This window comes from Vagococcus sp. WN89Y (genome assembly GCF_052220145.1).
GTDB lineage: Bacteria > Pseudomonadota > Gammaproteobacteria > Enterobacterales > Enterobacteriaceae > Kosakonia.
In genome coordinates this window covers 54,860-81,697 of sequence record NZ_JBQPOM010000029.1, presented here as the reverse complement: position 1 = coordinate 81,697, position 26,838 = coordinate 54,860, and the positions used below count along the sequence as shown (strand labels likewise).

Here is a 26,838-nt window from a genome sequence, read left to right as displayed (position 1 = left end):
CCGCCCGTTCACCCCGCCTGCTCCACCAGCGTTTCCAGCGGAGCAGGCTGACCAATCAGCGCGCCCTGAAAATAATCGATACCCAGCGCTTTGACGGCGCTGCGTATCTCTTCGCTATCGACATGCCCGGCGACCACCAGCATTTTCTTCATTCTCGCCAGATGGCAAATCGATGCCACGATTTGGTAATCGAGGCTATTCGAAACAATATTGCGGATAAAGCTGCCATCGATTTTTAGCATATCTGCATTGACCGTTTTCAGCCGCGTATAGCTGGCATAGCCGGTGCCAAAATCATCAATTGCCACGCGACAGCCCATACGTTGCAGGCTTTCCAGCGTCTGATGAACCCGCTGGACGTGATTGAGCGAATGGTTTTCGGTGATTTCAAAAATTAACTGCCAGCCTTCAATGGAATATTTCTGCAAAAGACGCCACACATCCTGTGAAAACTGGGTGCGGCAAAGCGAAGCCGGAGAGAGGTTAATGGAAAAACGCTGCGCCGGTATTTGCAGGCGATGTCGCGCCATAAAACTCAGGACGTGTTCGACCACCCACAAATCGATACGGGTCGACAGACCAAACTCGCACGCCACCGGTAAAAACTCCCCGGGGCTGATTTCCTGCCCCTGCTCCCCCTTCATGCGCAGCAGGATTTCATAATAAGCATCGCCACGGACGCCGCTAATTCGCTGCGCCATCAGCGTAAAATGACCCTTCTCCAGCGCAACGTGCAGCTGGTTCATCATTTCAACTTTATTTTTCAGGCTGCGTTGCAGGTTCTCAGCGCCCCGGTTTAGCAGATTTTCCGGGTGATTGCTGGCAAGGGACAAATCAGCGATGGTGCTCATCTCCCCCAATAACAGATAGAGATGCTTGACCGGCGAACGCACGTAGCAGTAGCTCAGGCCAACCTGCGGCTGGAGCGGCATTTCATTCCAGACAAAGCGAAACTGTTTGATTCGGGCATCCAGCTCATCAATACGTACCTGATGCATTGGGGTGTTGAGGCGAATCACCAGGTCATGGCCGGAAAGCTGGTAGATGCACTCGTGCGGCGCGAGGAGAGGCTTCAGCCAGTCGGCCATGCGCTGCTTATACTGAATACGCAGCAGTACACCGTAATTGCGCCCTAACAGCTCCAGCTCCGGTACGCGTAAAAAACAGAGCACTGACCAGGGCGTCTGTGTCAGTGCCCGGCTCAATGCGCGCAAATTGGGCATATGTGTTATGGGATCGATAAAAGCGAGGCGCCTTGCGCGCTCATGCACCCGGCGCTGGCGTGTTGCTACCACCGCCATGCTGAGGACAATAAATGAGAACACCAGATAGCTGGAAGAGAAAACCACTAAATGGATCTCGTTGCCCGGAATCCCTGAGCGCGAAGAGAAGTCGTGCACGAAAAAACCGAGCATGGGCGCCAGAATCAGCGACATAAAGCGAAAACCATAGCGCAGCGAGCCCCACAGCATGATCGGCAACAGTAACGACAGCGTGTAGTTGGTGTTGAAAAGCGCGCTGGTATTACTCTGCGGCATCAGTAATACCATGACAATACCGACGACAATGGCTATCCACATCATCAGTTCTTGCTTGCTGGCTCTGGGTTCAAACTCCCGGCGCATTTGCGAGAGCCAGGAGAGCAGATAACGAGGATGGTGGATAATGCGGATCAGCAAGTAGCAAAAAGGGATACCGGTGAGCGATCCAACCAGCAGCGCCTGCCAGGTTATCAGCATCGGAATACTCAACGCTAGCGCGCCGGCTTCGCGGTTCAGCCAGGCGCCCAGTTCACTCATCATCAGCCAGAGCGTGGCGGGGCATAAAACCTGCCAGTAAAACCTTTGGATAACTAACGACAGAGCGCCATAGGCGACCCGATAGCGGCGCGTGACAAAAATCCGGTAGCCGCACCAGCCTGCCAGTACCGGGATCAACATCTGCAAATTTTGGACAAGCTGTTCAGCCAGGGAGAGATGCCGCGCGTGCCAGGCTAAGGCAAGTATGATGCCCGGCAATGCCGCCATGCCGAAAAACATCAGCAAACTGCTCAGTAATGCCTGCGACAGATAAAAAAGAATAATGTCTTGCCCGGAAACAGTGGCGAAAACATTAGCAATACTAATTAAAGGAAGCAGTGCACCAGGCAGAAGAAGGGGAAGTGCCCACCATTTATCCTTCAGACAGGTGATTTTTTTTATAAAGGTCATAAACGCCCGACAAAGACACCTTGATCTGGCAGATTTTCGTAAGGGGAAAATATTCTGCCGCTATGCAGCTTGAGGTAAGTGCTGTTACGTGAACAGCTTAAAAGTGTAGTGTCAGCGAACAAGGAATAATTGATGTAAATCAAAAACAAACGATGAATAACGCCCGACCGTGCGGTTTTTCTCAATGGGGCGGCTTATTCATTTCACATGTAAATATTTAATATATTTGATATAAAAATTGATGATAAATTAAACAGGCAAAAATTGCTCAACATCAATTGACCTGAACCGTAGACTGTGCCTTAATGTGCCTGTCGCCCGCCCGTCGGGTATTTTTGAAGGAACCCTTTGTGAGTCAGGCAACCAGTATGCGAAAACGACAGCGATTTGACAGTCGCATGACCCGTATCGTACTTCTTATCAGCTTCCTCTTTTTCTTTGGCCGTTTTGTCTATTCCTCTGTTGGCGCCTGGTACCATCATCAGGAAAAAGTCCAGCTGCAACAAATCAATCAGCCCGGCGACCCTACCGTACAACGCTAAGACCCTGCTTTTTTGTACACGATGACCATCGTGGGACTGCGCACGTCTGCGCCCTGTCAGACACTGAAAATCTCTATGAAAATCCAGTATTGCATGGCACCTGACGCCTGCCCGCCATATAAAAAGAATTATAAGCAGATATAAAAAAACCCCCTGCCAGGACAGAGGGTTGATGTATTAATTCAAAGAATGATTAGCTAAAAATCATTCCCACTCAATGGTTGCTGGCGGCTTCCCGCTGATGTCATACACCACGCGCGAAATACCATTCACTTCATTGATAATACGGTTGGATACGCGGCCGAGGAAATCGTACGGCAGATGCGCCCAGTGAGCGGTCATAAAGTCGATGGTTTCAACGGCACGCAGGGAAACGACCCAATCGTACTTACGGCCATCGCCCATCACACCGACGGAACGTACCGGCAGGAATACGGTGAAGGCCTGGCTCACTTTGTTGTAGAGATCGGCTTTGCGCAGCTCTTCGATAAAGATAGCATCGGCGCTGCGCAGCAAATCGCAGTACTCTTTTTTCACTTCACCGAGCACACGCACGCCAAGACCTGGCCCCGGGAACGGGTGGCGGTAGAGCATGTCATACGGCAGGCCCAGCTCGAGACCAATTTTCCGGACTTCATCTTTGAACAGCTCTTTCAGCGGTTCAACCAGCCCCATCTTCATCTCTTTTGGCAGGCCGCCTACGTTATGGTGAGACTTGATAACGTGTGCTTTACCGGTAGCGGATGCCGCAGACTCGATAACGTCCGGGTAAATTGTGCCCTGCGCCAGCCATTTCACGTCTTTAAGCTTCAGCGCTTCTTCATCGAACACTTCAACGAACACGCGACCGATGATTTTACGTTTTGCTTCCGGATCGTTCTCGCCCGCCAGCGCGCTGAGGAAGCGCTCTTCGGCCGGAACATGGACAATGTTCAGACCGAAATGGTCGCCAAACATATCCAGCACCTGTTCGGCTTCATTCAGACGCAGCAGACCGTTATCAACAAACACACAGGTCAGATTGCTGCCAATCGCACGATGCAGCAGCATTGCGGTGACGGAAGAATCCACGCCGCCCGAAAGCCCCAGGATCACTTTATCGTTGCCCACCTGCTGGCGAATGCGCTCAACAGCGTCATCGATAATTTTCGCCGGAGTCCACAATGCTTCGCACTGGCAGATATCGCGCACGAAACGCTCAAGCATACGCAGGCCCTGGCGGGTGTGCGTCACTTCCGGGTGGAACTGCACGCCGTAAAAACGTTTTTCTTCATTCGCCATAATGGCAAACGGGCAGGATTCTGTGCTGGCAACGGTCACAAAGTCTGGCGGGATAGCCGTGACTTTATCACCGTGGCTCATCCACACATCCAGCAGCACTTTGCCGTCTGCAGTCAGAGAATCTTCGATGCCGCGGATAAATGCGCTCTCCGTCTGCACTTCAACCTGAGCATAACCAAACTCACGTTCGTTAGACGCTTCAACATGGCCGCCAAGCTGCATCGCCATGGTCTGCATACCATAGCAAACGCCTAACACCGGCACGCCGGCTTCAAACACGTACTGCGGCGCGCGCGGGCTGTTCTCTTCCGTGGTGCTTTCCGGGCCGCCAGAGAGAATGATGCCGTTAGGATTGAAGTCGCGGATCTGCGCTTCAGTCACATCCCACGCCCACAGCTCGCAATACACGCCCAGCTCACGCACGCGACGTGCAACAAGTTGAGTGTACTGAGAGCCAAAGTCGAGGATAAGAATACGATGTTTATGAATATTGTCCGTCATTGACGCTAATTCCGAGGCAAGTGGCTATAGATAAGAGTCAGCGCCCGGCATAGCACCGGGCGGAAAAACATTAAGAACCCATACGGTAGTTCGGTGATTCTTTGGTGATGGTCACGTCGTGGACGTGGCTTTCCTGAATGCCTGCACCGCTGATACGCACGAATTCCGCTTTCGTGCGCAGCTCGTCGATAGTAGCACAGCCGGTCAGCCCCATACAGGAGCGCAGGCCGCCCATCTGCTGGTGAATGATCTCTTTCAGGCGGCCTTTATAAGCCACGCGGCCTTCGATACCTTCCGGCACCAGTTTGTCGGCGGCGTTATCGCTCTGGAAGTAACGATCGGAGGAGCCTTTGGACATGGCACCCAGCGACCCCATGCCGCGATAGGATTTATAAGAGCGCCCCTGGAAGAGTTCAATTTCCCCCGGAGACTCTTCTGTACCCGCAAGCATCGAGCCGACCATCACCGCGCTTGCGCCAGCCGCGATAGCTTTGGCGATATCGCCGGAGAAACGAATCCCGCCATCAGCGATAACCGGGATGCCGGTGCCTTCGAGTGCTTCTACCGCATCAGATACCGCGGTGATTTGCGGCACACCGACGCCAGTCACAATACGGGTGGTACAAATGGAACCCGGGCCAATGCCAACCTTCACGGCGCTAACGCCCGCGTCTGCCAGCGCACGCGCGCCTGCGGCAGTCGCCACATTACCACCAATAATTTGCAGATCCGGGTACTTAGCACGCGTTTCACGAATACGCTGCAACACGCCTTCAGAGTGACCATGTGAAGAGTCAATCAGCAGCACATCCACACCGGCGGCAACCAGCGCATCGATGCGCTCTTCATTGCCCGCGCCCGCGCCAACAGCGGCACCCACGCGAAGCTGGCCCTGCTCATCTTTACAGGCGTTGGGTTTACGCTCGGCTTTTTTGAAATCTTTAACCGTTATCATGCCAAGCAGGTGGAACTGGTCATCAACCACCAGCGCTTTTTCGACGCGTTTTTCGTGCATTTTCGCAAACACGACTTCGCGGGATTCGCCTTCGCGCACGGTAACCAGGCGCTCTTTCGGCGTCATATAGACGCTCACCGGCTGGCTCAGATCGGTCACAAAACGCACATCGCGCCCCGTGATAATGCCCACCAGCTCGTTGTCTGCCGTGACCACCGGATAACCGGCGAAACCGTTACGTTCGGTCAGCTCTTTCACTTCACGCAGGGTTGTGGTCGGCAGTACCGTTTGCGGGTCTTTTACCACGCCGGATTCGTGTTTTTTCACGCGGCGAACTTCTTCGGCCTGCCTGTCGATAGGCATGTTTTTGTGAATAAAGCCAATGCCGCCTTCCTGTGCCAGGGCAATTGCCAGGCGCGCTTCAGTCACGGTATCCATTGCGGCAGAGAGCATAGGGATGTTCAGACGAATGGTTTTCGTAAGCTGCGTGCTGAGGTCGGCAGTATTCGGCAGAACGGTAGAATGAGCGGGAACGAGGAGGACGTCGTCAAACGTCAGGGCTTCTTTAGCGATACGTAGCATGGCAATATCTCTGACCTGGGTGGTTAAATATTGCCGTGGCATTATACAGAGCGTAACCGATTGCATCCACAATTTTTTGTCAAATTACTTGATATCATCTCTGTGCGGGTTACTATCGATGGAATAACCTGCTGATTTAAAATTTGATCTGGCTCACATGTCGACGACGCAATCCCCTTCCATTTATACGGTCAGCCGCCTTAACCAGTCGGTTCGTTTACTGCTGGAGCGTGAAATGGGGCAAGTGTGGATAAGCGGGGAAATCTCCAACTTCACGCAGCCCTCCTCCGGTCACTGGTACTTCACCTTAAAAGATGACACGGCGCAGGTACGCTGCGCGATGTTTCGCAACAGCAACCGTCGAGTGGCTTTCCGCCCGCAGCACGGCCAGCAAGTGCTGGTTCGCGCCAATATCACCCTGTATGAGCCACGCGGGGATTACCAGATAATTGTTGAAAGCATGCAACCGGCGGGTGAAGGGTTGTTGCAGCAAAAATATGAGCAGCTGAAGACGAAACTCGCTGCCGAAGGTCTTTTTGACCAGCAATTTAAGCAAGCGCTTCCCTCCCCCGCGCACTGTGTCGGCGTTATCACCTCCAAAACCGGGGCCGCGCTGCACGACATCCTGCATGTGTTGAAACGCCGCGACCCTTCGCTGCCGGTCGTGGTTTACCCCACCGCCGTCCAGGGAGACGATGCGCCGGGCCAAATCGTGCGCGCGATTGCGCTGGCAAATAGTCGCCAGGAATGCGATGTGCTGATTGTCGGGCGCGGCGGCGGTTCGCTGGAAGATTTATGGAGCTTTAACGATGAGCGCGTGGCGCGCGCCATTTTTGCAAGCCAAATTCCTGTCGTCAGCGCGGTCGGCCATGAAACGGACGTCACCATCGCCGATTTTGTCGCCGACTTACGCGCGCCGACGCCTTCTGCCGCTGCTGAGATTGTCAGCCGTAATCAGCTCGAACTGCTGCGCCAGGTGCAAACCATGCAGCAGCGTCTTGAGATGGCGATGGATTATTTCCTCGCCGGGCGCAATCGCCACTTCTCGCTGCTAAATCATCGGCTGCAACAGCAGCACCCGCAGTTACGCCTGGCGCGTCAACAAACGGTGCTGGAACGGCTGCGTCAGCGTTTGCAGGGTGCGCTGGATAACCAGCTAAAGCGGTCTTCCGTGCGCCAGCAACACCTGATGCAGCGCCTGAATCAGCAAAACCCGCAGCCGCGTATTTACCGGGCGCAAACCCGAGTGCAACAGCTGGAGTATCGTCTGGCGCAAAAGATCCGCGAGCAACTGGGCAACACGCGCGAACGCTTTGGAACAGCCATCACGCATCTGGAGGCCGTCAGCCCGCTGGCAACCCTGGCGCGTGGCTATAGCGTGACAACCTCTCCGGCTGGCGAAGTTCTGAAAAAGACCACGCAGATAAAAACCGGCGATACGCTCACCACGCGCCTGAATGACGGCTGGGTAGAGAGCGAGGTTATCAATATCACCGCAGCAAAAAAAACGCGCGCGCGTAAAAAGCAGTAATTTGTACTATTGTCCGGTCGGGACGAGCCTATACTTTTTTGATATTCCTGATATCAAGGAGATCCATATGCCGTCACGTCGCCCGCACAGTGTTATTCCTCCGTATATCTTACGTCGTATTATTGACCACGGTTCTGAGACGCAGCAGCGCTGCGCGCGCCAGACCTTAAGCCATGTGCAAACGCTGATGGCGCATCACAAGCCCGAAACCATTTCCGCCCCGCTGGCCACCTCAGCCGGTGAGCTGGTACGCGATGTCTACGATGCACAGCACCGGGAAACCTTGCCCGGCGAGCAGGTGCGTTATGAAGGCCAGCCGTCAAATGGCGACGTCACCGTGGATGAAGCGTATGATTATCTCGGCATTACCCACGACTTTTTCTGGCAAACGTGGCAGCGTAACTCGATTGATAACCAGGGGTTAATACTGAGCGGCACGGTGCATTACGGCGAAGAGTACCAAAACGCCTTCTGGAATGGTCAGCAAATGGTCTTTGGCGACGGCGATGGCGAAATTTTTAATCGCTTCACCATCGCCATTGAAGTGGTGGCGCATGAATTAAGTCATGGCGTCACGGAAACAGAAACCGGGCTTATCTATTTTTCAGAAGCCGGGGCGCTAAATGAATCGTTATCAGACGTTTTTGGCTCGCTGGTGAAGCAGTATCAGCAGCAACAAACAGCGGATCAGGCTGACTGGCTGATTGGTGCAGGACTACTGGCGCAAGGGATTAACGGTCGCGGGCTGCGCTCTATGTCTGAACCCGGGAGCGCGTATGATGATCCGCTGCTGGGTAAAGACCCACAGCCTGCGCATATGAAGGACTTTATTAAAACGCGCGAAGATAACGGCGGCGTGCATTTAAACTCCGGCATTCCGAACCGCGCGTTTTACCTTGCAGCAACCGCCGTCGGCGGCTTTGCCTGGGAGGAAACCGGGTATGCCTGGTACGATACTGTTTGTGATAAATCGCTGGCCCAGGATGCGGATTTCGCCAGCTTCGCGCGCCTGACTATCCAACACGGAGGGAAACGTTCCGGTAATCGCGTGGCGAACGCCATCGAGCAGGCGTGGAAAGACGTCGGAGTATTATGATGAACGAACCCGAATTGACCGACGATACGGTTATCGAACTGGCTCGCGAAGGCGGGCTGGCGTATATCCCCAGGCTCAGCGGCACGCGGCGTATCGTGATAGCGCAGCTTAGCAACGATCAGCGCCAGCGCCTTGATGCTATTTTGCGCCAGACGTTGCCACTCAGCCAGCCGCCAGGCCAGGCGGATTCACCCGGTCGCGGCGATCAGCGCTTCTATCGTTTACAGATTATCTGGACCACGCCGCAAACGGATTTACAACTGCTGATACCGGAGAACAAAGCGCCAGAGTCGCTGGTCGAACTCTGGCGAGATGGCCAGGCCTGTATTTGCAAACCTTAAGGCAGGACAAATTCGACGCGCTTTTTAGAGATAAGCCCGTGGCCGTGCTGGCAAAAAAAGTCCACCGCGCCGCAAGCTTTCAGCACCTCTAAGGGTTGGTGGCACTCCGGGCACAATGCCTGCAAAGCGATATCTTTACCGCAGTGTGCGCAGTGACCCTGGTCACCGTTCAGTGTCAGCGGTTCGTGGCATGTCGGGCAGGTCAGATCCATAACTCCCTCCTGATGGTTAACGAGTTAAGCATACACGACAATAGCAAAAAACCCGCCAGGCCGGCGGGTTAAGTGAATGGTTACTTACCTTTCTTGATGTGCTTAATCAAACGCTTACGTTTACGCATCTGGTTCGGCGTCAGCGTGTTGCGTTTCTCCGCAAACGGGTTGTCCCCTTCCTTGAACTGAATACGGATAGGCGTACCCATCACATCCAGTGATTTACGGAAGTAATTCATCAGGTAACGTTTATAAGAGTCCGGCAGATCTTTGACCTGGTTGCCGTGGATCACCACAATCGGTGGATTATAGCCCCCGGCGTGCGCGTATTTCAGCTTCACGCGGCGACCACGCACCAGCGGCGGCTGATGATCTTCTGCGGCCATATTCATAATGCGCGTCAATAGTGCAGTGCTGACGCGGCGGGTGGAGCTGTCATAGGCTTCGCGCACCGACTCAAACAGATTGCCAACGCCGCTGCCATGCAGCGCAGAGATAAAGTGCACGCGGGCGAAATCGATAAAGCCCAGACGATAGTCCAGCGTCTCTTTCACCTGCTCTTTCACTTCCTGGCTCAGGCCATCCCACTTGTTGACGACAATCACCAGCGAGCGCCCGCTGTTAAGAATAAACCCGAGCAGCGAAAGGTCCTGATCGGAAATCCCTTCGCGTGCATCAATGACCAGCAGCACAACGTTCGCATCTTCAATCGCTTGCAGCGTTTTAATCACCGAGAATTTCTCGACGACATCCGTGATTTTGCCGCGCTTACGCACGCCAGCGGTATCAATAAGCACATACTCACGCTCATCACGCTGCATCGGGATGTAAATACTGTCACGCGTGGTGCCAGGCATGTCATACACCACCACGCGATCTTCGCCGAGGATACGGTTAGTGAGTGTGGACTTACCTACGTTCGGACGCCCGACGATAGCAAGCTTGATGGGCAAGTCCTGCGGGTTGAACTCTTCCTGCGGCGCCTCTTCTGCGCCATTTTCTTTGGCTTCGAATTGCGCCCAGTACTCCGCCTCTTCATCCACTTCTTCCGGCGGGTTCACCTCGTCCATCCACGGCATCAGCACATGTTCGAGCAGGCTGGTTACGCCGCGCCCGTGGGACGCCGCAATCGGGTAGATTTCCCCCAGCCCCAGCGCATAGAAGTCTGCCGCCGCCTGATCCGGATCGAGACCGTCGGTTTTATTCGCCACCAAAAACGTGGGTTTTTCACGCGAACGCAGATGCTTTGCAATAGCCGAGTCGGCAGGCATCAGGCCCGCGCGCGCATCCACCATAAACAGCACAACGTCAGCTTCTTCAATCGCCAGCAGCGACTGCTCCGCCATACGCGTTTCGACACCATCTTCGGTGCCGTCGATACCGCCGGTATCGATGCAGATAAACTCACGGCCTTCCACTTCAGCACGACCGTACTTACGGTCACGAGTCAGCCCCGGGAAATCCGCCACCAGCGCATCCCGGGTGCGTGTTAAACGGTTAAACAGCGTGGATTTTCCAACGTTAGGGCGCCCGACAAGCGCGACCACAGGTACCATGTTTAAAGCCTCATTACTGATAATTCATTAGCAAAACGTTACGACTTGCGCAGCGTTTTTAAAACAGGAAAACGGCCCCTGCAACAGGAGCCGTCTTCAGAAACGACACTCACAGCGCGATTAACGCGTGATGGCGTACAGCGTACCGTCTTTCGCCTGGATAAGCAGTTTGCCATCGGCAACCACCGGCTCGGTCAGGAAACCAGAGCTATCGACTTTCTCCTGCGCGACAAAACGCCCACTGTCGATATTGATCCAGTGAATGTACCCTTCGCTGTCACCTGTCACAATGTAACCATTATACAGCACCGGAGCGGTAAGGTTACGATGCAACAGATCGCTTTGCGTCCACAGCGTCACGCCACCGTCGGTGGTCAGGGCCAGCACGCGATCGTTCTGATCGATAAGATAGATACGGTTGCCTTCAACCACGAAATCGCTTACTGAACCCAGCTCGCGTTTCCACATGATCTGACCGCTGCGCAAATCCAGCGCCGTCAGGTTACCGTTATAGGCCAGCGCGTAGACCACGCCATCCACCACCACAGGCGTGGTATCCACATCGCTCAGGCGGTCAATTTCCGTAGCGCCCGTTGCCTGCGAAATACGCTGCTGCCAAATCATCTGGCCCTGCTGCATCAGCACCGCGCTCACGCGTCCATTATCGCCGCCAACAATGGCTGCGCCAAAGGCGGTGGCCGGAGCGGATTCACCGCGCAGGGAGAGAGACGGCATATCCAGGTTGACGGTCCATTTCACCGCGCCATCGCTTTCATTCAGCGCCTGAAGCTGGCCGTTACTGGTGTGAATTAAGACCAGGCCATCGCTGACAACCGGGCGGGACAGCGCTTCACCGGCCACGCGTGCCTGCCAGGCTTCGCTGCCGTCGCTGGTGTTGAGCGCATAAACGCGCGCTTTTTCGCTGCCGATCAGCACATGGCCACCGGCAACGGTGACACCGCCGGAGAGCAGCGCCGGACGGGAAGAGAACCAGCCGTCTTTTTCTGCCAGATTGACTGACCAGATTTCACGGCCATCATCAATACTGACGGCTTTCACCGTGCCATGACGATCGGCGGCATACACCACACCATCAGCAAATGCCGGGTGCAGGTTGGAATAAAAATCGCCGATACCGTTACCCACCGATGTGCTCCACGCAGTGGATGGGTTGAATTCGTTTTCAACAGTTGGCAGCGGAGACATCTTCACAACATCTTCTTCACCACTGAACAGGGAACAGCCGCTCAATAACGTAACGGAAAGCAGCCCAGGCAGAAGTAATTTACGCAATTGCATCGGGTCCCTCTTAGATGGACAAATTATTAATTTTCATCTGCATCATTTCACTCAACGCAGGAGAAGCATTGTTTTTGATGCCGTTTTCCCATGCGGTGCGCGCACCTTGTTTATCGCCTTTACTCAGCAACGCTTCGCCGCGCAGATCGGCAACGATAGCCGCCCAGCTTTCACCCTTCACGGCATCCAGCGTTTTCAGCGCGCCGTCTTGCTGCTTCAGCTGCACCTGAACACGCGCCAGGCGTACGTTAATCATTGATTGCAGATTTTCATCACTGGTCGCACCCAGCCCCAGCTGTAACTGGGCGGCTGCTTTTTCCAGCTCGTTTTTATCAACGTACTGCTGCGCCAGCTCCAGCGCAGCTAACGCGCCGTAGGTGTTTTTGTTATCAGCGACGAATTTCTCCCCGGCGGCGAGCGCCTCGGGTTTACCGGCCGAAAGCGCGGAAATCGCGTCTTCATACGCCTGGGAGGAGGCTTTTGCCGAATCCTCCTGATGACTGGACCAGTAGCGCCAGCCGACCAGCGCACCGATACCTAAAACTACCCCAACAGCCAGTGCTTTGCCGTTTTCGACAAAGAAGCGTTTGATAGCGTCAACCTGGTCGTTTTCGTTCTCGTAAATTTCCACGCAGTCCTTCTCCTTAACGATAATTCACCGGCGAGATTAGCCCAGTAGTGTGCGCAAATGCGCCGCAACGCTGTCCTGCGTTACCGTACTCTGCTCACCAGAGCGTAAATCCTTCACCACAACATTACCGCCAGCAATTTCAGACTCGCCGAGCACCAGCGCGGCGCGAGCGCCCCATTTATCTGCCCGTGCGAATTGCTTTTTGAAATTGCCGCCGCCGTGGTTCATCATCAGCCGTACGCCAGGCAACGCATCGCGCACCTTCTCTGCCAGCAGCATTGCCGCAGACTGCGTATTGGCGCCAGAGGCCACCAGGTATATATCGACAACGGATTCTGCTTTAAATTCCGGATTAACTGCCTGAACTAACAAAACAAGTCGTTCCAGACCCATCGCAAAGCCAACCGCTGGCGTGGCGCGACCGCCAAGCTGCTCAACCAGGCCATCGTAACGACCGCCTGCGCACACCGTCCCCTGCGCCCCCAGGCTGCTGGTGACCCATTCAAACACGGTGCGATTGTAGTAGTCCAGGCCGCGTACCAGCCGTTGGTTCACGGTATAACGGATGCCTGCCGCATCCAGGAAAGCACACAGCCCGGCAAAGTGCTCGCGGGACTCTTCATCAAGGTAATCACCCAGTTTCGGCGCATCGTTGAGCAGCGTCTGAATCTCCGGGTTTTTGGTGTCCAGTACGCGCAGCGGGTTGGTATACATACGCCGCAGGCAGTCTTCGTCCAGCTTGTCTTTATGCTGCTCAAGGAAAGCCACCAGCGCCTCGCGATATGTCGCGCGCGCCGCCAGCGAACCGATAGAGTTAAGCTCCAGCGCAACATGCTGGTCGATGCCAAGCGCGCGCCACCAGCGTGCGGTCAGCATAATCAGCTCGGCGTCAATATCCGGCCCCTGCAGGCCAAACACTTCCACACCCAGCTGATGGAACTGGCGATAGCGCCCTTTTTGCGGACGCTCATAGCGGAACATCGGCCCGACATACCACAAGCGCTGTTCCTGATTGTACAGAAGACCATGCTCGATGCCGGCGCGTACACAGCCCGCCGTACCTTCGGGACGCAGCGTCAGGCTATCGCCGTTGCGATCGTCAAAGGTATACATCTCTTTTTCAACCACGTCGGTCACTTCACCGATCGCGCGTTTGAATAACGGGGTCTGCTCTACAATCGGCAAACGGATTTCACTGTAACCGTAGCTGCCGAGCACGTTTTTTAAGGTGCCTTCAATACGCTGCCAGATGGCGGTGTCGCCAGGCAGATAATCGTTCATGCCGCGAATGGCTTGAATGTTCTTTGCCACGTTTGTTCTCTTTATTAATACAAAAAATGAACCCTCAGGGCCGCGACGAGCACTGCTCGCGCCGGGCGGGTTCATCATACACGGGAAGCCAGCCGCTTCCCAGCTACGTTATTTTTCTACCTGTTGCACGTTGATACGGCGCGCTTCGTCCAGTATTGAGGCTTTTGCACGGATACGGGCCTCAAGCTGGCTTATCATGTCGCTGTTATCCAGGCGATCTTTGCGCACGCCATCTTCATACAGGCCGCTTTTCTTGTTGCCGCCGGTCACACCAAGCGTGGACACCAGCGCTTCGCCGGGGCCATTCACCACGCAACCGATAATAGAAACATCCATCGGCGTGATGATATCTTCCAGGCGCTGTTCAAGTGCGTTAACAGTACCGATAACATCAAACTCCTGGCGGGAGCAGGTTGGGCAGGCGATAAAGTTGATACCGCGCGAGCGGATACGCAAGGACTTCAGGATATCAAACCCAACTTTGATCTCTTCCACCGGATCAGCCGCCAGCGAAATACGCAGGGTGTCGCCAATGCCTTCAGAAAGCAGCAGACCTAAGCCAATGGCTGATTTTACGGCACCGGCGCGCGCGCCACCGGCTTCGGTGATGCCCAGATGCAGCGGCTGCTCTATCTGTTTTGCCAGCAGGCGATACGACTCTACCGCGAGAAACACATCGGAGGCTTTTACGCTGACCTTAAATTGGTCAAAATTCAGACGATCGAGATGATCGACGTGACGCATGGCGGATTCGAGCAGCGCCTGCGGCGTTGGTTCGCCGTACTTTTCCTGCAGATCTTTTTCCAGCGATCCGGCATTGACGCCAATACGGATAGGAATATTTTTGTCGCGCGCGCAATCAACAACGGTGCGGATACGCTCTTCGTTGCCGATATTGCCAGGGTTGATTCGCAGGCAGTCGACACCGTATTCGGCAACTTTCAGCGCGATACGGTAATCAAAGTGGATATCCGCCACCAGCGGCACGCTCACCTGCTGTTTGATAAGTTTGAAGGCTTCTGCCGCGTCCATGGTGGGGACGGAAACGCGAACGATGTCCGCGCCAACGCGCTCCAGCGCTTTGATTTGATTAACCGTTGCCTCAACATCCGTGGTACGGGTGTTTGTCATTGACTGGACGGCGATGGGAGCACCATCGCCGATCGGCACATTACCAACATAAATCCGTTTCGATTTCCGACGCTGAATCGGGGCCTGGTTATGCATTAAAAATCTCCCGCGTTGCCCGTCTGTTACTGTACTGCTGATTGTTCGGCATTGAGGGTCAGACGCGCAACCTGGTTAGTTCTGATAAAACGACTCAGATCGACAGGTTTCCCCTGATACTGGATCTGTACTGCGGCCGGTGCACCAATTTTCAGTTTATAGGGTGCCTGACCGTTCAGGTTCAATACGCCATCTTTGCGCTGCATACCGCTAAAGAGTTTTTTACCGGTCGCATCGCTCACTTCAAGCCAGCAATCGGCCGTGAAGTTCATCACCAGCGCAGTGGCATCCGCCGCCGACGCTACGCCCGCCTGATCGATCGGCAACTGTGCAGCAGTGCTGTCAGTAGCGACAGGCGCTTGCGGCGCAGGATCGATATTCGCCTGGGACGGTGCAACCACAGCCGGGGCCTGGCTCGCCGTGTCCAGCGGAGCAGACTCCGTCGGCGCCTGGGCAGTGTCCGTCACGGGTGCGCTGTCAGCCGGTGCTGGCGCAGGTGTAGAAATGGTATCGGTATTGAGCGGTATGCTCTGGCTGTCACTGTTGCTGGCGTTAAGCTCTGCGGTGGATTGATCGGCCATCGTGCTGATCTCTTCCTGCTGCGCTTTATGATTCTGCCACCACCAGGCGCCCGTGAGACCGACCACGACAAACAATACCAGCCAGGTAAAGCTCATCAGCCAGCCGTCGCGTTTTTTGCGCGGTTTACCCAGCGCAAAGCTCTGCATAGGCGCAACTTTGGCGGCACGCACCGGTGCTTGCTTCTCGATCATCGGCAGCAACTCCTCTTCAGGAATGTGCACCAGGCGAGCATAAGAGCGGATGTAACCACGTACAAACGTGGAAGCCAGGTCGGCAGGAGACCTGTCCTCTTCAATATCGCGTACCGTGGAGACCTTCAGACACAGGCGTTCGGCAACGGCCTGCTGGCTGAGTCCAAGTTGTTCACGGGCGCTGCGCAGACGTACGCCAGTGGTTTGTGCTTCGTTTTGGTCTTGAGTGGCTTCAGTATTCATTCGCTACAACTACTGGTACGTGAAATGTAAGAATCAGGCGTTTGTGACCGCAATGCTCACAAGCGCCACGAAAAAACCGGGTCAGTTAACCATAGACCCACAGTATAAGACTCTCTGGCTTGCCATAACAGAACAGCTTTCAGCACTTTTTGCTAAACCCTTGTTCCATCACTACATACTGCCTCAATCTCAGCAGAAACGCACCGTAATTATTACTGGCCTGCGCCCGGACAGGCCAATTTCCACGCATTTTTACAAAATGCAACACATTAACTGCGCAGCCTTCTGCAATTACACGGCCTTAACCGCAATGGGCTCGCCCTGCATACGCTTGCGCATAGTGCGTTTGGTGCGGTCAATCACCTCGCCCGCCAGTTGCCCACAAGCCGCATCGATATCATCGCCGCGCGTTTTACGCACGATAGTCGTAAAACCATAGCTCATTAAGACTTTGCAGAACCGATCGATACGGCTGTTGGAGCTGCGACCATACGGCGCGCCGGGGAACGGGTTCCACGGGATCAGGTTTATCTTACACGGCGTATCTTTCAGCAACTCAGCCAGCTGATGCGCGTGTTCCGTGCCGTCATTGACGTGGTCAAGCATCACGTATTCAATCGTCACGCGGCCCTGGTTGGCGTTGGACTTTTCAAGGTAACGGCGCACCGCAGCGAGGAAGGTTTCAATATTGTACTTCTTATTAATCGGTACAATTTCGTCGCGGATTTCGTCATTCGGCGCGTGCAGGGAAATAGCCAACGCGACATCAATCATATCGCCGAGTTTATCAAGCGCAGGAACCACGCCAGACGTTGACAGGGTGACGCGGCGTTTGGATAGCCCAAAGCCAAAATCATCCAGCATGATTTCCATCGCCGGTACCACGTTAGTCAGGTTGAGCAGCGGCTCTCCCATGCCCATCATCACCACGTTGGTGATAGGACGGCTACCGGTCACTTTCGCCGCGCCGATGATTTTCGCCGCGCGCCATACCTGGCCGATGATTTCCGACACCCGCAGGTTACGGTTAAAGCCCTGTTGTGCGGTGGAGCAGAATTTACACTCCAGCGCACAACCGACCTGGGAAGAGACGCACAGCGTTGCGCGATCGTCTTCCGGGATATACACGGTTTCGACACGCTGATCGCCGACTGCGATGGCCCATTTGATAGTCCCATCGGATGAGCGCTGCTCCTCGACCACTTCCGGCGCGCGGATTTCAGCGACTTCTTTTAATTTGCCGCGCAGCACTTTATTGATGTCGGTCATCTCATCAAAATCGTCGCAGCAATAGTGATACATCCACTTCATCACCTGGTCGGCGCGAAAGGGTTTTTCACCTAAATTTTTGAAAAATTCACGCATCTGCTGACGGTTAAGATCCAGCAAATTGATTTTTGCGTCTTTGTTTGGAACCGTAAGAACATCGTTCTCAGGCATGACAGTATTTTCAGACATATTTTTTTCCGGCCTCGTTATTACACGTTGTGGCCCGTGGAGGGTTAAAAAGAAGCGCCCCAGGCAAGCGTCTGCTCATCCTGGGGCGCAGCATTGTACAAATTCTGACGTACAGATACCACGCTTGCGCGTGATATTTTCGTTAAATATAGATTAGCGCGTACGCGGGCACACTTCGCCTTCAGCGAAAAAATAAGCGATTTCGCGTGCAGCGGACTCCACGGAATCGGAACCGTGGGTGCCGTTTTCGGTGAAGCTGTCAGCGTAATCAGCACGCAAAGTGCCAGCCAGCGCGTTGTCCGGGTTGGTTGCACCCAGCAGATCACGGTGGCGCTGTACCGCATTTTCCCCTTCAAGAACAGAAACAACGATCGGGCCAGAGGTCATAAATTCAACCAGGCCATCGAAGAACGGGCGACCTTCGTGCTCAGCATAAAAACCGCGCGCCTGCTCAACGGTCAGGTGCAGCATTTTGGTACCAACGATTTTGAACCCTGCGGCTTCAAAGCGAGAGAAGATGTTGCCAATAACGTTTTTTGCCACCGCGTTCGGCTTGATGATGGAAAAAGTACGTTCAATAGCCATGATTACCTCTGTTAGTTGTTCTGTTCGGACACAAGTGTGGCGCGGATTATAATGAGCATCTCACGTGTTGCCTATGGATTAAGGTAACATTTTTTTAAAATAAGATGAGTATTAGCAACACGCGCAATAAAATCGCTTCGCTACGGCTTTATTGCACAGCAAACTGCACCGTGGCAACCTGCCCCGCATTATCCATCACCAGCAGCTGATATTCGCCCGTTTTCGCAAGTTTAAGACTTAGCGCAGGCTCATGCGTTGCCAGCGGCTCACCGTTTAAAAACCACCAGCGCGCCCCTTCCCCGCCGCTGCTCTGTAGAGGCAGCGAAGCAAACGCCTCGCCAGGAAGCCGCCTGATGATGGCGCCATCCCGTACCCCACTGAGTAACAACGGCGGCGGCGCACTCTCCTGACGCGGCGGGCAACGCGTATCGGCTGCGGGTAAGCGCGCGCCACGGCGCTCGGTGGGCGGCAGCCAGGGCTCAAGGGGTAATGGCCAGACTATCAAAGTTTTTTGCTGTGCCTGCGGGCAATCCGCCGCGACGCGACGGCCCTCACGGTTAAGCCACAGCGGGAAGCGAATCCCCTGCGACCCTTCCTGCTCCGGCATCAGCAGCGTCGGCGGCTGGCTGCCGTCCAGTAGCCATGTGGCCAGCCGACGGCGGCAGTTACTGTCTCCGGCTGGCAAACGTTGCCCTCCCGGCCAGCAGATGACCGCACGACTTACCGTTTCCGGGCGCGGATCGCGCGGTAATTTGCCCTGATCGAGTAATGAGTGCGCCTGTAGCATATTGTTCACCTGATTAAGCAGCGGCACAGCGCTGGCATAGCCAAACTGCCCGGCGACCGGTGTACCATCGGGCCTTCCAACCCAGATACCGATGACATAGCGCGCGTTGATACCTATTGCCCAGGCATCACGGTAGCCATAGCTGGTGCCGGTTTTCCATGCCAGGGGCGCGACCTGAGGCAACGCGGCGTCCGGCTTCGGTTGCGCCTCACCGGCCAGGATACGGCGGATAATCCATGCCGCGCCCGGCGACATCAGACGGCGTTCGACGAGCGGCGCATCCGGCGTCAGGCGGAGCTTGCCCGCTTTACCGCCGCGAGCAAACGCGCTCCAGATTGCGGCAATATCCTCAAGCCTTGCTCCGGCACCGCCGAGGATAAGCGACAGGTTTGGCTCTGCACCGCCCGGTAATATCAGCGGCAGGCCAGCGTTACGCAGCTTCCCGGCAAACTTTTTCGGCCCGTAAGCTTCCAGCACCTGGACTGCGGGTAAATTCAGCGAACGCACCAGCGCCTCGCTCATACTAACCGGGCCGTGAAAACCGCTGTCAAAGTTGCCGGGGCGATAATCCCCCACCTTGCGCGGCACATCCTGTAATAAAGAAGCGGGATGGATAAGCCCTTCATCGAGCGCCAGACCGTAAATAAAAGGTTTCAGTACCGAGCCGGGAGAACGCACCGCGCTGACCATATCCACATGGCTGAAACGGCTGTCGTCATTGATATCGACCGAACCGACCCAGCCACGGACTTTCATATCCGTATGATCGATAACTATCATGGCCAGCGAACTTCGCTGCGCCAGCCGTGATTTGGTATTCAGCGCCAGTTCTTCCAGCTGCCGTTGCAGGCTGGCGTCCAGCGTCGTTGTTATTTTCAGCGAATTACTGACGCTTAGCATTCGCCGGGAAAAGAGCGGCGCCAGCTGGGGCATCTGCCGCGGCGCCAACCATACCGGTTCTTCCCGAGCTTCCTTCACCTGGCGCGCAGACCAGACGCGCTGCGAAGCCATGCGTGCGAGGACTTTGTCTCGCGCCGCCTGCGCACGCTGCGCCCAGCGGTCCGGGCGCAGGCGGCTTGGCGCTTGCGGCAGCACCGCCAGAAGTGCCGCTTCGGCGTGGCTTAGCTGTGAAGGCGGTTTTCCCAGATAGGCCCAGCTTGCAGCGCCAACGCCCTGCAGCGTACCGCCAAAGGGGGCGCGATTCAGATAGAGCGTGAGGATTTCGCGCTTGGAAAGATGCCACTCCAGTTGCAATGCGCGCCACAGCTGGCGAACCTTGCCGCCAAAGGTTCGCGGATGCGGGTCGAGTAGCCGCGCTACCTGCATGGTGAGCGTACTGCCCCCGGAGACAACGTGACCCGCGCGCAAATCCTGCCAGGCCGCGCGCAGAACCGAAAAAGGATTGACGCCAGGATGCTTCCAGAACCAACGATCTTCATACTGGATCAGCGCCTGCAGGTAGAGGGGCGAGACCTCTTCAATGGTCACCGGATAGCGCCAAATCCCTTCGCCATCGGCAAACCGCCACAGCGGCGTGCCATCTTCAGCGACAACCACCCGCGCGGGCTGCACTTCAACAAGCGGCAGCGGCCAGATTTTGTCGGCGACCAGTACCGCCAGCACTACCAGTAGCGGTACACCCACAAGCCAAAGCCTGCGGGTGGATAACAAACGTACTCTTTTCACGTTACGGAACAATGATTAACGGCCCACTGGTCGCTCCTGTCGCGCGCCAGCCCGGGACATACATCGATTCCACCTGAGGTGCCGGAACCTGGTATGTACCCGGTGTGACTGCGCGAGCCAGATAAACAAGCGTGACGGGCTGACCTTCGTTTACCGACACCGCCGCGACAAAGCGATCGTCGCGGAACTCCATATGCTGGATATCCACCTGCTGCATAGCGTTGAGCAGTTCCTGCACTTCGCTGCCGCTCTCCTGCAAACTGGCGCTGCTGCTGGTGAGGTTCTGGTTCTCCAGCTCCAGCCCGGCAGGAAGTAAGTCCACGACCAGTGCATCCGGCACGTTCTGGCTGGCGCGAATATCCAGCCACACCAGCACCAGCTCACCGCTTTTCAGCGAAGAGAGCGATTTACTACGCCCATCGGTTCCCAGAACAGTACGCTCAATTTGCAGAACATTGCCGGAAGGCGCCGGGGCAATCTGCGGATAGGCGGAACTGTCGAGACGCAGCCACAGAGGTGTGGTTCCGCTATTAGTAACCTGTAATGCTGCAAGGCTGTCGGCATCAAGGCTGCGAGCCTGGGCACTATCGCCAGCCAGAGGCGCTTCACTCAGGGAAGTTTGCGCCTGCCAGCTGCCGGGAACATTCTGGAGGTTACGCCCGGCCAAAAACAGCGCGTTGCTTTCCTGTGTGGACAACCAGCGCTGACCATATGCCTGCTCTGAAAGCGTTGTCAGCAGGCGGGACTGCTCGCCTGCCAGCAGATTATTCTCCTGGAGCAGAGCCAGCATCAGCGCGTTGTCACGCAGTTCGCTGCCATAATCCGCCAGCCAGACTGAGGGTTGCGGGCGTGAGGTTTTCAACGCCAGCGCCAGAGCCTGCTCGCTGCGCGGTTCATCCCCCATCAGTTTTAGCGCCACACCGAGCTGCATCAACGGCAGCGCAGCTTTTGCGCTGTCATGGCGCTGCCAGATTTCACGCAGCGCGCCCAACGGCGCTTTTTGCTGGCGAGCCAGCACCAGTCCTGCATAGCTCTGCACGGCAAATTTGGTGGCGGGCACATCGTCGCTATAACGCACGGCCATCACCGCCGGATCCTGCAGATAACGCAACAAGCGGTTGTTTGCGTTATTGAGCGCCCCGGCGGGCACGCTATAACCCTGAGCCGAGGCGCTGACCAGAAAGTCGGTCACATAGGCTGTCAACCAGTACTCCTCAGGCCCGTTTTTATCCCACAAGGCGAACCCGCCATCGTCACGCTGCATTTGTAAAAGCCTTGAGATACCGATATCCACCGCGGCCCGACGCTGCTCGTCGCTTTCGCCTTTAATCCCCAGCACTGCCAGTTGCGCTGCATTGGTATAAAGCGACGGGAACAGCCCGCTGGCTGTCTGCTCCAGGCAGCCATACGGATACGCTCTGAGCTCTTCGATATAGCGTGCGATATTCAGCGGCGGTTTGCCGCTAAACAGTAAGCGCCCCGTAAGCGTTGCCGGGGAAATTCCCGCCAGATGCTGTGGCGGTGCCTGCCAGCTTTCGCCTGGCTTAAGCATCACTCCGCTGCTAACGGTCTGCGCCGCAAAGGGTGGCCGCACGCCTAATTTCCACTGTTTGTGTTCCGGGGCGAACGTTTCGCCCGGCAGAGCCAACCCGCTAATTTGCGCGCTGATTTCTCCGTCGCCAAACCCGTCCAGCGCACGCACAGGAATAAACAGCGTCGAACGCTCGCCTGCTGCCAGCGTGACCGGTTCCGGCTGCGCGCTTTCAAGGCTAAGCAAACCCTTTGCTGTCAGCGCGACGCTCAGCGTTTGCGGTTGGTCTGTCAGGTTAGTGAGATCCAGTGTTAAACGGGAGGTATCGCCGCTGCCCAAAAAGCGCGGCTTATTCAGTTCGGCAATGAGCGGTGCTGCGACTATCACTTTGCTTTCGCTGCTGCCGAACTCTTGTGCGCTCCAGGCTTGCGCCATTACACGTAACTCGCCATTAAAATCGCCAATCGGCAGCGTCACCGTTCCTTCGCCCTTCTCATCAAGCGTCACTGGCTGCGCTTGCTGAGCAATAATGTTGACATGATTGACCGGCGGTTTACCGCCGCGGTTTAACTCATCGCCGTCACCACCAAAGCGCAGCGCCGCCAGACGCCCCTGGCCTTCAATCACCTGCCCGTAGATATCGTAGATATCCGCCCCGTACCGTTTTTGCCCGAAAAAGCCCAGCCACGGGTCGGGCGTAACGAAGTCGGTGATATTCAATACACCGCTGTCGACCGCCGACACCAGCACATTTATCTGTTTTGGCGTTTCGCCATTCTTCACGGACGCGTTAATTTTTACCGTTAACGGCTGATTAGGACGCATCTTTTGCGGCGTATCGAGCGCGATATTAAGACGGCGATTTTCATCGCCCATCGGCAGATGCAGCACACCCACCGCGCGTTTTGGCGTGGCGGATTTCGATTTATCGCCAGGGCGAACAACCAGCGTGCTGATGTAGAGATCGTGGCGCTGCCATTTGCTGTCGACCGGAATCTCAAGCGAGAGCCCCTGCGCCGGAACATCAATCTCCTGCCACCAAAGCGGCCCTTCGCTGGACTCAATCATCGCGTAGCCTTTGCCGGCCGCAGGCGCTGTGAGGTGAAGTTTAATAGTATCGCCCGGCTTATAGCCTGGTTTATCGAGCTTCATGGTGACGCGATCCGGGCGTGCAGCCCCCGCTCCGTCGCTGTTATCCTGCCAGCTGTAACCCGCCCAGAAACGCACGCTGCTAAGCGTGTTATCAGGGCCTTTTACCTCCAGCCGGTAAGATCCCCACTCGACCGGGAAACTCACTTTGCCCGTTTCGTCTGCCGCAAGCGTCAGGCTTTGCTCGCCTTCCACCAAATCTTTTTGGTTAAATTGTGACTGCCAGCCTTCGTTTTCTGACCAGTTCCAGAAGTAATCACGCCGCTCACGAATCAAACGCACCTGTAAATCGCTGACCGCCTTTTTGTTACCTTGTGCATCAGCGTAGAGGATGTCAAAAGCAGCGGTGCTGTTTTCATCAACCATCGGCTGATTTACGGTCGTATCCGTGCGGTAGTCGTAAACCGCTTTCGAGGCGAACTGCGGGCGAATACCCGGGAGCGTTTTCGCCGGCCAGATTGCCTGCTCTGCCCGGCGCGTCACCGGACGACCGCCCGATTCCAGCAGGCTCGCCTGCAAAATGAGTTGCAGCGGAGAGTGGCTATCCTGCCACTGGCTCGGTGTACTCACCGTCCCCTTCCCGGATTTATCCAGCGTCAGCTGAACCTCATCCAGACTGCGGCTGAGGTTTTCTTCCGCAATATCGCCAAACTGGAAGCCGGGTAAGGCCTGCACGGCTTCACGCAATGGGCGCAGAAAAAGCTGGCCCTGTAGCGTGTTACCGCTGGCAGGTGCGCCGTAGAGATAGTGGCCCTCAATGTTAAACAACACGTCTGCTGAAGGCGCAACGGGCTGCGGTTGCGGGGTAATAGCGAGCGCCATGCGCTCCGGCATAAAATCTTCGACGTGGAATGCCCACTCGCGCGCAAGATTGTCGCCGGTATTAGCCCGGATATGCCAAAGCCCGGTCTGCGCTCCGGCGTCCAGAGTCCAGGTAAACTGATACAGGCCGTTTTGCGGCTGGATAACAACGGTGCGGATAACCTGGCCGTCCGGCTTGACGACCTCAAGTTTCACCGGTTGATCGGCCAGCAGCTTACCGTCGCTGTCGCGCAACAGCGCATTCAGTATCACCGTTTCGCCAGGACGATAAAGATCGCGCGGGCCAAACATAAAAAATTGCTTGCTGTAACCCGGCTCGCCCCCGACGGCAAACTCCGCCAGATCAAGTGCCGGAAGTTTGAGATCCAGCAGCGTCGTTTCACCCTCTTTGCGCGCCAGTATCAGCGCCGCTTCTTTATCTGTCGTCAGGGTCGCATGCCCATCGCTGTCGCTGGTCGCCTGTGCCAGCGTTTGGCCTTTTTCATTGAGTAAGACAATATCTATACCTGAGAGCGCCGCGCCGTTTTCCAGCCCCTGCGTGAAGATATCCAGACGATTGTGATAACGGTGTGCGGAAAGACCAATATTGCTCAGCGTAAACAGCGTCGCGGCATTGCTGTAGTTGTAATGCCCGGCCTGATTCATCACTGCAATATATACCCCCGTTTGCTGCAACGGCTGGATACCGCTAAGCGGCAGCATCAGTTTTTCACGGGTATTGCGCGCCGGGTTGAGGTCAAAACGTCCGGTATACACCAGATCGGCCATTTTCAGTAAGTTGTCCGACTCCCAGTTGCTCAGCGAGTTGCGATACTCCCACTGGCTGATAAGGGCGGCGAGCGACTCAGGTTTTACGCGGTAAAAATTGACATCGACGCTATTTACATTAAGCGCCATGACCGGCAGCCCTTCAACAACCTTCCCCGGCAGCAGCGATCCCCGACTGGCAAAGCCGACGCTGGGCTGCACATCGCGCGTGGCGATGGTTTTTTCATAATTGGTATTAAAGGTCGCGCCATTCAGCGCTTTCAGGCCGCTATCTACCGTCACCAGCAGTTCACGATTCGGCTCCAGATGCCGCAGGCGTAATTCTTTCAGATTGGGCGCAAGCTCCCAGGCACCATCGACTTTGCCGCTTTTTTTATCCACCAGGTGAACAACAGCAGAGAAATCCTGATCGGGCTCCAGCGGCACAGAGAACGCCAACACCAGTGCCGCTGCACCGTCAAGCTGAACCTCAGACGCATCCAGTAATGTGAGGGCTTTTCCTTCGCTTTGCGCCACAAGCTGCGCGCGCTTTGCTTTATCCGGCGCGGGATTTGCCTGGCCTTTTTGCTCCACGGCAGGCGTAGCAGATGCGGCAGCCGTACTGGCGGCCTGCGGTTTATCATCGTTATCGCAGCCTGCTAATACCAGTGTCGTTAATAGCGCGCAGGTCAGCGCCGCGAAGCGTAGCGATCTCATTTTTTATCCCTGTTCTGTCAAGCTTGTTGAGCGATGCACGGGCATTATTATGCGTGAAAACCAGGAATTCAAAAAAGCCACTAAAATCTGGAAAGCAGGCCGCAAAATGACGAAAACCCGGCCAGAGTTGACGCGGATAACTTGTCGGTTCAGGTAAAAACGTTAACAATTCAGGTTACTGTTGAAGACACGGAGGCAACCATGTCCACTTCGTTTTTTGTCGCGCCCGACTGGCTGATTGAGCATAGTGATGACCCTGAAATTCAGCTGATTGACGCCCGGATGGCGCCTCCCGGGCAGGAGCATCGCGATATCAAAGCCGAGTATCGCGCAGGGCATCTTCCCGGGGCTGTCTTTTTTGATATCGAAGCGCTATCCGATCACACCTCGCCTCTGCCGCATATGATGCCGCGCCCGGAAGCCTTTGCTGTTGCCATGCGCGAGCTGGGGATAAGCCACGATAAACATCTGGTTGTATATGATGAGGGCAACCTGTTTTCTGCGCCGCGCGCATGGTGGATGCTGCGCAGTTTCGGGGCTGAAAATGTCTCAATTCTGGCGGGCGGCCTGGCGGGCTGGCAGCGTGATGCCCTGCCATTGCAACAGGGTGATGTCCCGCTGCCGGAGTCTGACTTTCAGGCCAATTTTAATCCGGCGGTCGTTAAAAAACTGACCGACATGCTGCTGGCGAGCCACGAAGGGACGGCGCAAATTGTCGATGCTCGCCCGGCGCCACGTTTTAACGCGCAGGCAGACGAGCCGCGACCGGGGCTTAAGCGCGGCCATATACCTGGCGCGCTGAACGTTCCCTGGGGTGACCTGGTTGTTGAGGGGGAGCTGAAAACCACCGATGCGCTGGCAGCTATTTTCCGCCGCCAGGGCGTGGATTTGCGCAAACCGGTCATCGCAAGCTGCGGCTCTGGCGTAACGGCGGCAGTCGTCGTGCTGGCGCTGACGACGCTTGGCGCAAAAGATGTCACGCTGTATGACGGTTCCTGGAGTGAATGGGGCGCGCGTGAAGATTTGCCGACAGAACCGGCGTGATGAAAAGCAGACGGTGCAGAG

General features: G+C 55.7%; 19 protein-coding genes. 5 read left to right on the top strand and 14 right to left on the bottom strand.

The window, feature by feature from the left end; genetic code table 11:
* Positions 1–8: 8 nt before the first annotated feature.
* Positions 9–2,210: an EAL domain-containing protein gene (locus tag ACTU3N_RS11410; RefSeq protein WP_443086250.1), complete on the bottom strand. Its 2,202-nt coding sequence runs from the start codon at positions 2,208–2,210 to the stop codon at positions 9–11.
* A gap of 368 nt (positions 2,211–2,578) precedes the next feature.
* Here ACTU3N_RS11410 and ACTU3N_RS11405 point away from each other — a divergent pair, with 368 nt between their 5' ends.
* Complete coding sequence (locus ACTU3N_RS11405; protein ID WP_443086249.1) at positions 2,579–2,752, top strand: YfgG family protein; 174 nt, start codon at positions 2,579–2,581, stop codon at positions 2,750–2,752.
* Between the two features lie 204 nt (positions 2,753–2,956).
* Here ACTU3N_RS11405 and guaA read toward each other — a convergent pair whose 3' ends face one another.
* On the bottom strand, positions 2,957–4,534 hold the full coding sequence (gene guaA, locus ACTU3N_RS11400; protein WP_443086248.1) for a glutamine-hydrolyzing GMP synthase: 1,578 nt from the start codon (positions 4,532–4,534) through the stop codon (positions 2,957–2,959).
* 70 nt (positions 4,535–4,604) lie between these two features.
* Positions 4,605–6,071: an IMP dehydrogenase gene (gene guaB, locus ACTU3N_RS11395; protein WP_443086247.1), complete on the bottom strand. Its 1,467-nt coding sequence runs from the start codon at positions 6,069–6,071 to the stop codon at positions 4,605–4,607.
* Positions 6,072–6,228: 157 nt separating this feature from the next.
* On the opposite strand from guaB, the gene xseA reads away from it, so the two are divergent.
* From xseA to ACTU3N_RS11380, 3 genes are all read left to right on the top strand, one after another.
* Positions 6,229–7,602, top strand: coding sequence for an exodeoxyribonuclease VII large subunit (gene xseA / locus ACTU3N_RS11390; RefSeq protein ID WP_443086246.1), 1,374 nt, complete (start codon positions 6,229–6,231; stop codon positions 7,600–7,602).
* A 67-nt stretch (positions 7,603–7,669) separates the two neighbouring features.
* A complete protein-coding gene (locus ACTU3N_RS11385; RefSeq protein ID WP_443086245.1) occupies positions 7,670–8,698 on the top strand; it encodes a M4 family metallopeptidase in 1,029 nt (342 codons plus the stop codon).
* Positions 8,695–9,039, top strand: a complete 345-nt coding sequence (locus tag ACTU3N_RS11380; protein WP_443086244.1) for a protealysin inhibitor emfourin — start codon at positions 8,695–8,697, stop codon at positions 9,037–9,039. Before ACTU3N_RS11385 ends, ACTU3N_RS11380 begins: the two co-directional genes overlap by 4 nt.
* On the opposite strand, the gene ACTU3N_RS11375 is transcribed toward ACTU3N_RS11380, so the two are convergent.
* The 11 genes from ACTU3N_RS11375 to ACTU3N_RS11325 form a co-directional block, all read right to left on the bottom strand.
* On the bottom strand, positions 9,036–9,251 hold the full coding sequence (locus tag ACTU3N_RS11375; RefSeq protein WP_443086243.1) for a zinc ribbon domain-containing protein: 216 nt from the start codon (positions 9,249–9,251) through the stop codon (positions 9,036–9,038). The two genes, ACTU3N_RS11380 and ACTU3N_RS11375, sit on opposite strands and share 4 nt — an antisense overlap.
* An 80-nt stretch (positions 9,252–9,331) precedes the next feature.
* A complete protein-coding gene (gene der, locus ACTU3N_RS11370) occupies positions 9,332–10,807 on the bottom strand; it encodes a ribosome biogenesis GTPase Der (RefSeq protein ID WP_443086242.1) in 1,476 nt (491 codons plus the stop codon).
* 120 nt (positions 10,808–10,927) lie between these two features.
* On the bottom strand, positions 10,928–12,106 hold the full coding sequence (gene bamB, locus ACTU3N_RS11365) for an outer membrane protein assembly factor BamB (protein ID WP_443086241.1): 1,179 nt from the start codon (positions 12,104–12,106) through the stop codon (positions 10,928–10,930).
* Between the two features lie 10 nt (positions 12,107–12,116).
* A complete protein-coding gene (locus ACTU3N_RS11360) occupies positions 12,117–12,737 on the bottom strand; it encodes a YfgM family protein (RefSeq protein ID WP_443086240.1) in 621 nt (206 codons plus the stop codon).
* 36 nt (positions 12,738–12,773) lie between these two features.
* A complete protein-coding gene (gene hisS / locus ACTU3N_RS11355) occupies positions 12,774–14,048 on the bottom strand; it encodes a histidine--tRNA ligase (RefSeq protein WP_443086239.1) in 1,275 nt (424 codons plus the stop codon).
* Between the two features lie 108 nt (positions 14,049–14,156).
* Entirely contained in the window at positions 14,157–15,275 is a 1,119-nt protein-coding gene (ispG, locus tag ACTU3N_RS11350; protein WP_443086238.1) for a flavodoxin-dependent (E)-4-hydroxy-3-methylbut-2-enyl-diphosphate synthase, read from the bottom strand.
* Positions 15,276–15,301: 26 nt separating this feature from the next.
* Positions 15,302–16,291, bottom strand: a complete 990-nt coding sequence (rodZ, locus tag ACTU3N_RS11345; protein WP_443086237.1) for a cytoskeleton protein RodZ — start codon at positions 16,289–16,291, stop codon at positions 15,302–15,304.
* Positions 16,292–16,582: 291 nt separating this feature from the next.
* Entirely contained in the window at positions 16,583–17,749 is a 1,167-nt protein-coding gene (locus ACTU3N_RS11340; protein WP_443086236.1) for a bifunctional tRNA (adenosine(37)-C2)-methyltransferase TrmG/ribosomal RNA large subunit methyltransferase RlmN, read from the bottom strand.
* Between the two features lie 153 nt (positions 17,750–17,902).
* On the bottom strand, positions 17,903–18,334 hold the full coding sequence (ndk, locus tag ACTU3N_RS11335; protein WP_023481239.1) for a nucleoside-diphosphate kinase: 432 nt from the start codon (positions 18,332–18,334) through the stop codon (positions 17,903–17,905).
* Positions 18,335–18,482: 148 nt separating this feature from the next.
* Positions 18,483–20,807 carry a peptidoglycan glycosyltransferase PbpC gene (pbpC, locus tag ACTU3N_RS11330; protein WP_443086235.1) on the bottom strand — a complete coding sequence of 775 codons (2,325 nt, stop codon included), beginning with the start codon at positions 20,805–20,807 and terminating at the stop codon, positions 18,483–18,485.
* A 1-nt stretch (position 20,808) separates the two neighbouring features.
* A complete protein-coding gene (locus ACTU3N_RS11325; protein ID WP_443086234.1) occupies positions 20,809–25,773 on the bottom strand; it encodes an alpha-2-macroglobulin family protein in 4,965 nt (1,654 codons plus the stop codon).
* Positions 25,774–25,974: 201 nt separating this feature from the next.
* Between ACTU3N_RS11325 and sseA the strand changes: the two genes are divergently transcribed.
* Complete coding sequence (gene sseA, locus ACTU3N_RS11320) at positions 25,975–26,817, top strand: 3-mercaptopyruvate sulfurtransferase (protein WP_443086233.1); 843 nt, start codon at positions 25,975–25,977, stop codon at positions 26,815–26,817.
* Positions 26,818–26,838 lie beyond the last annotated feature (21 nt).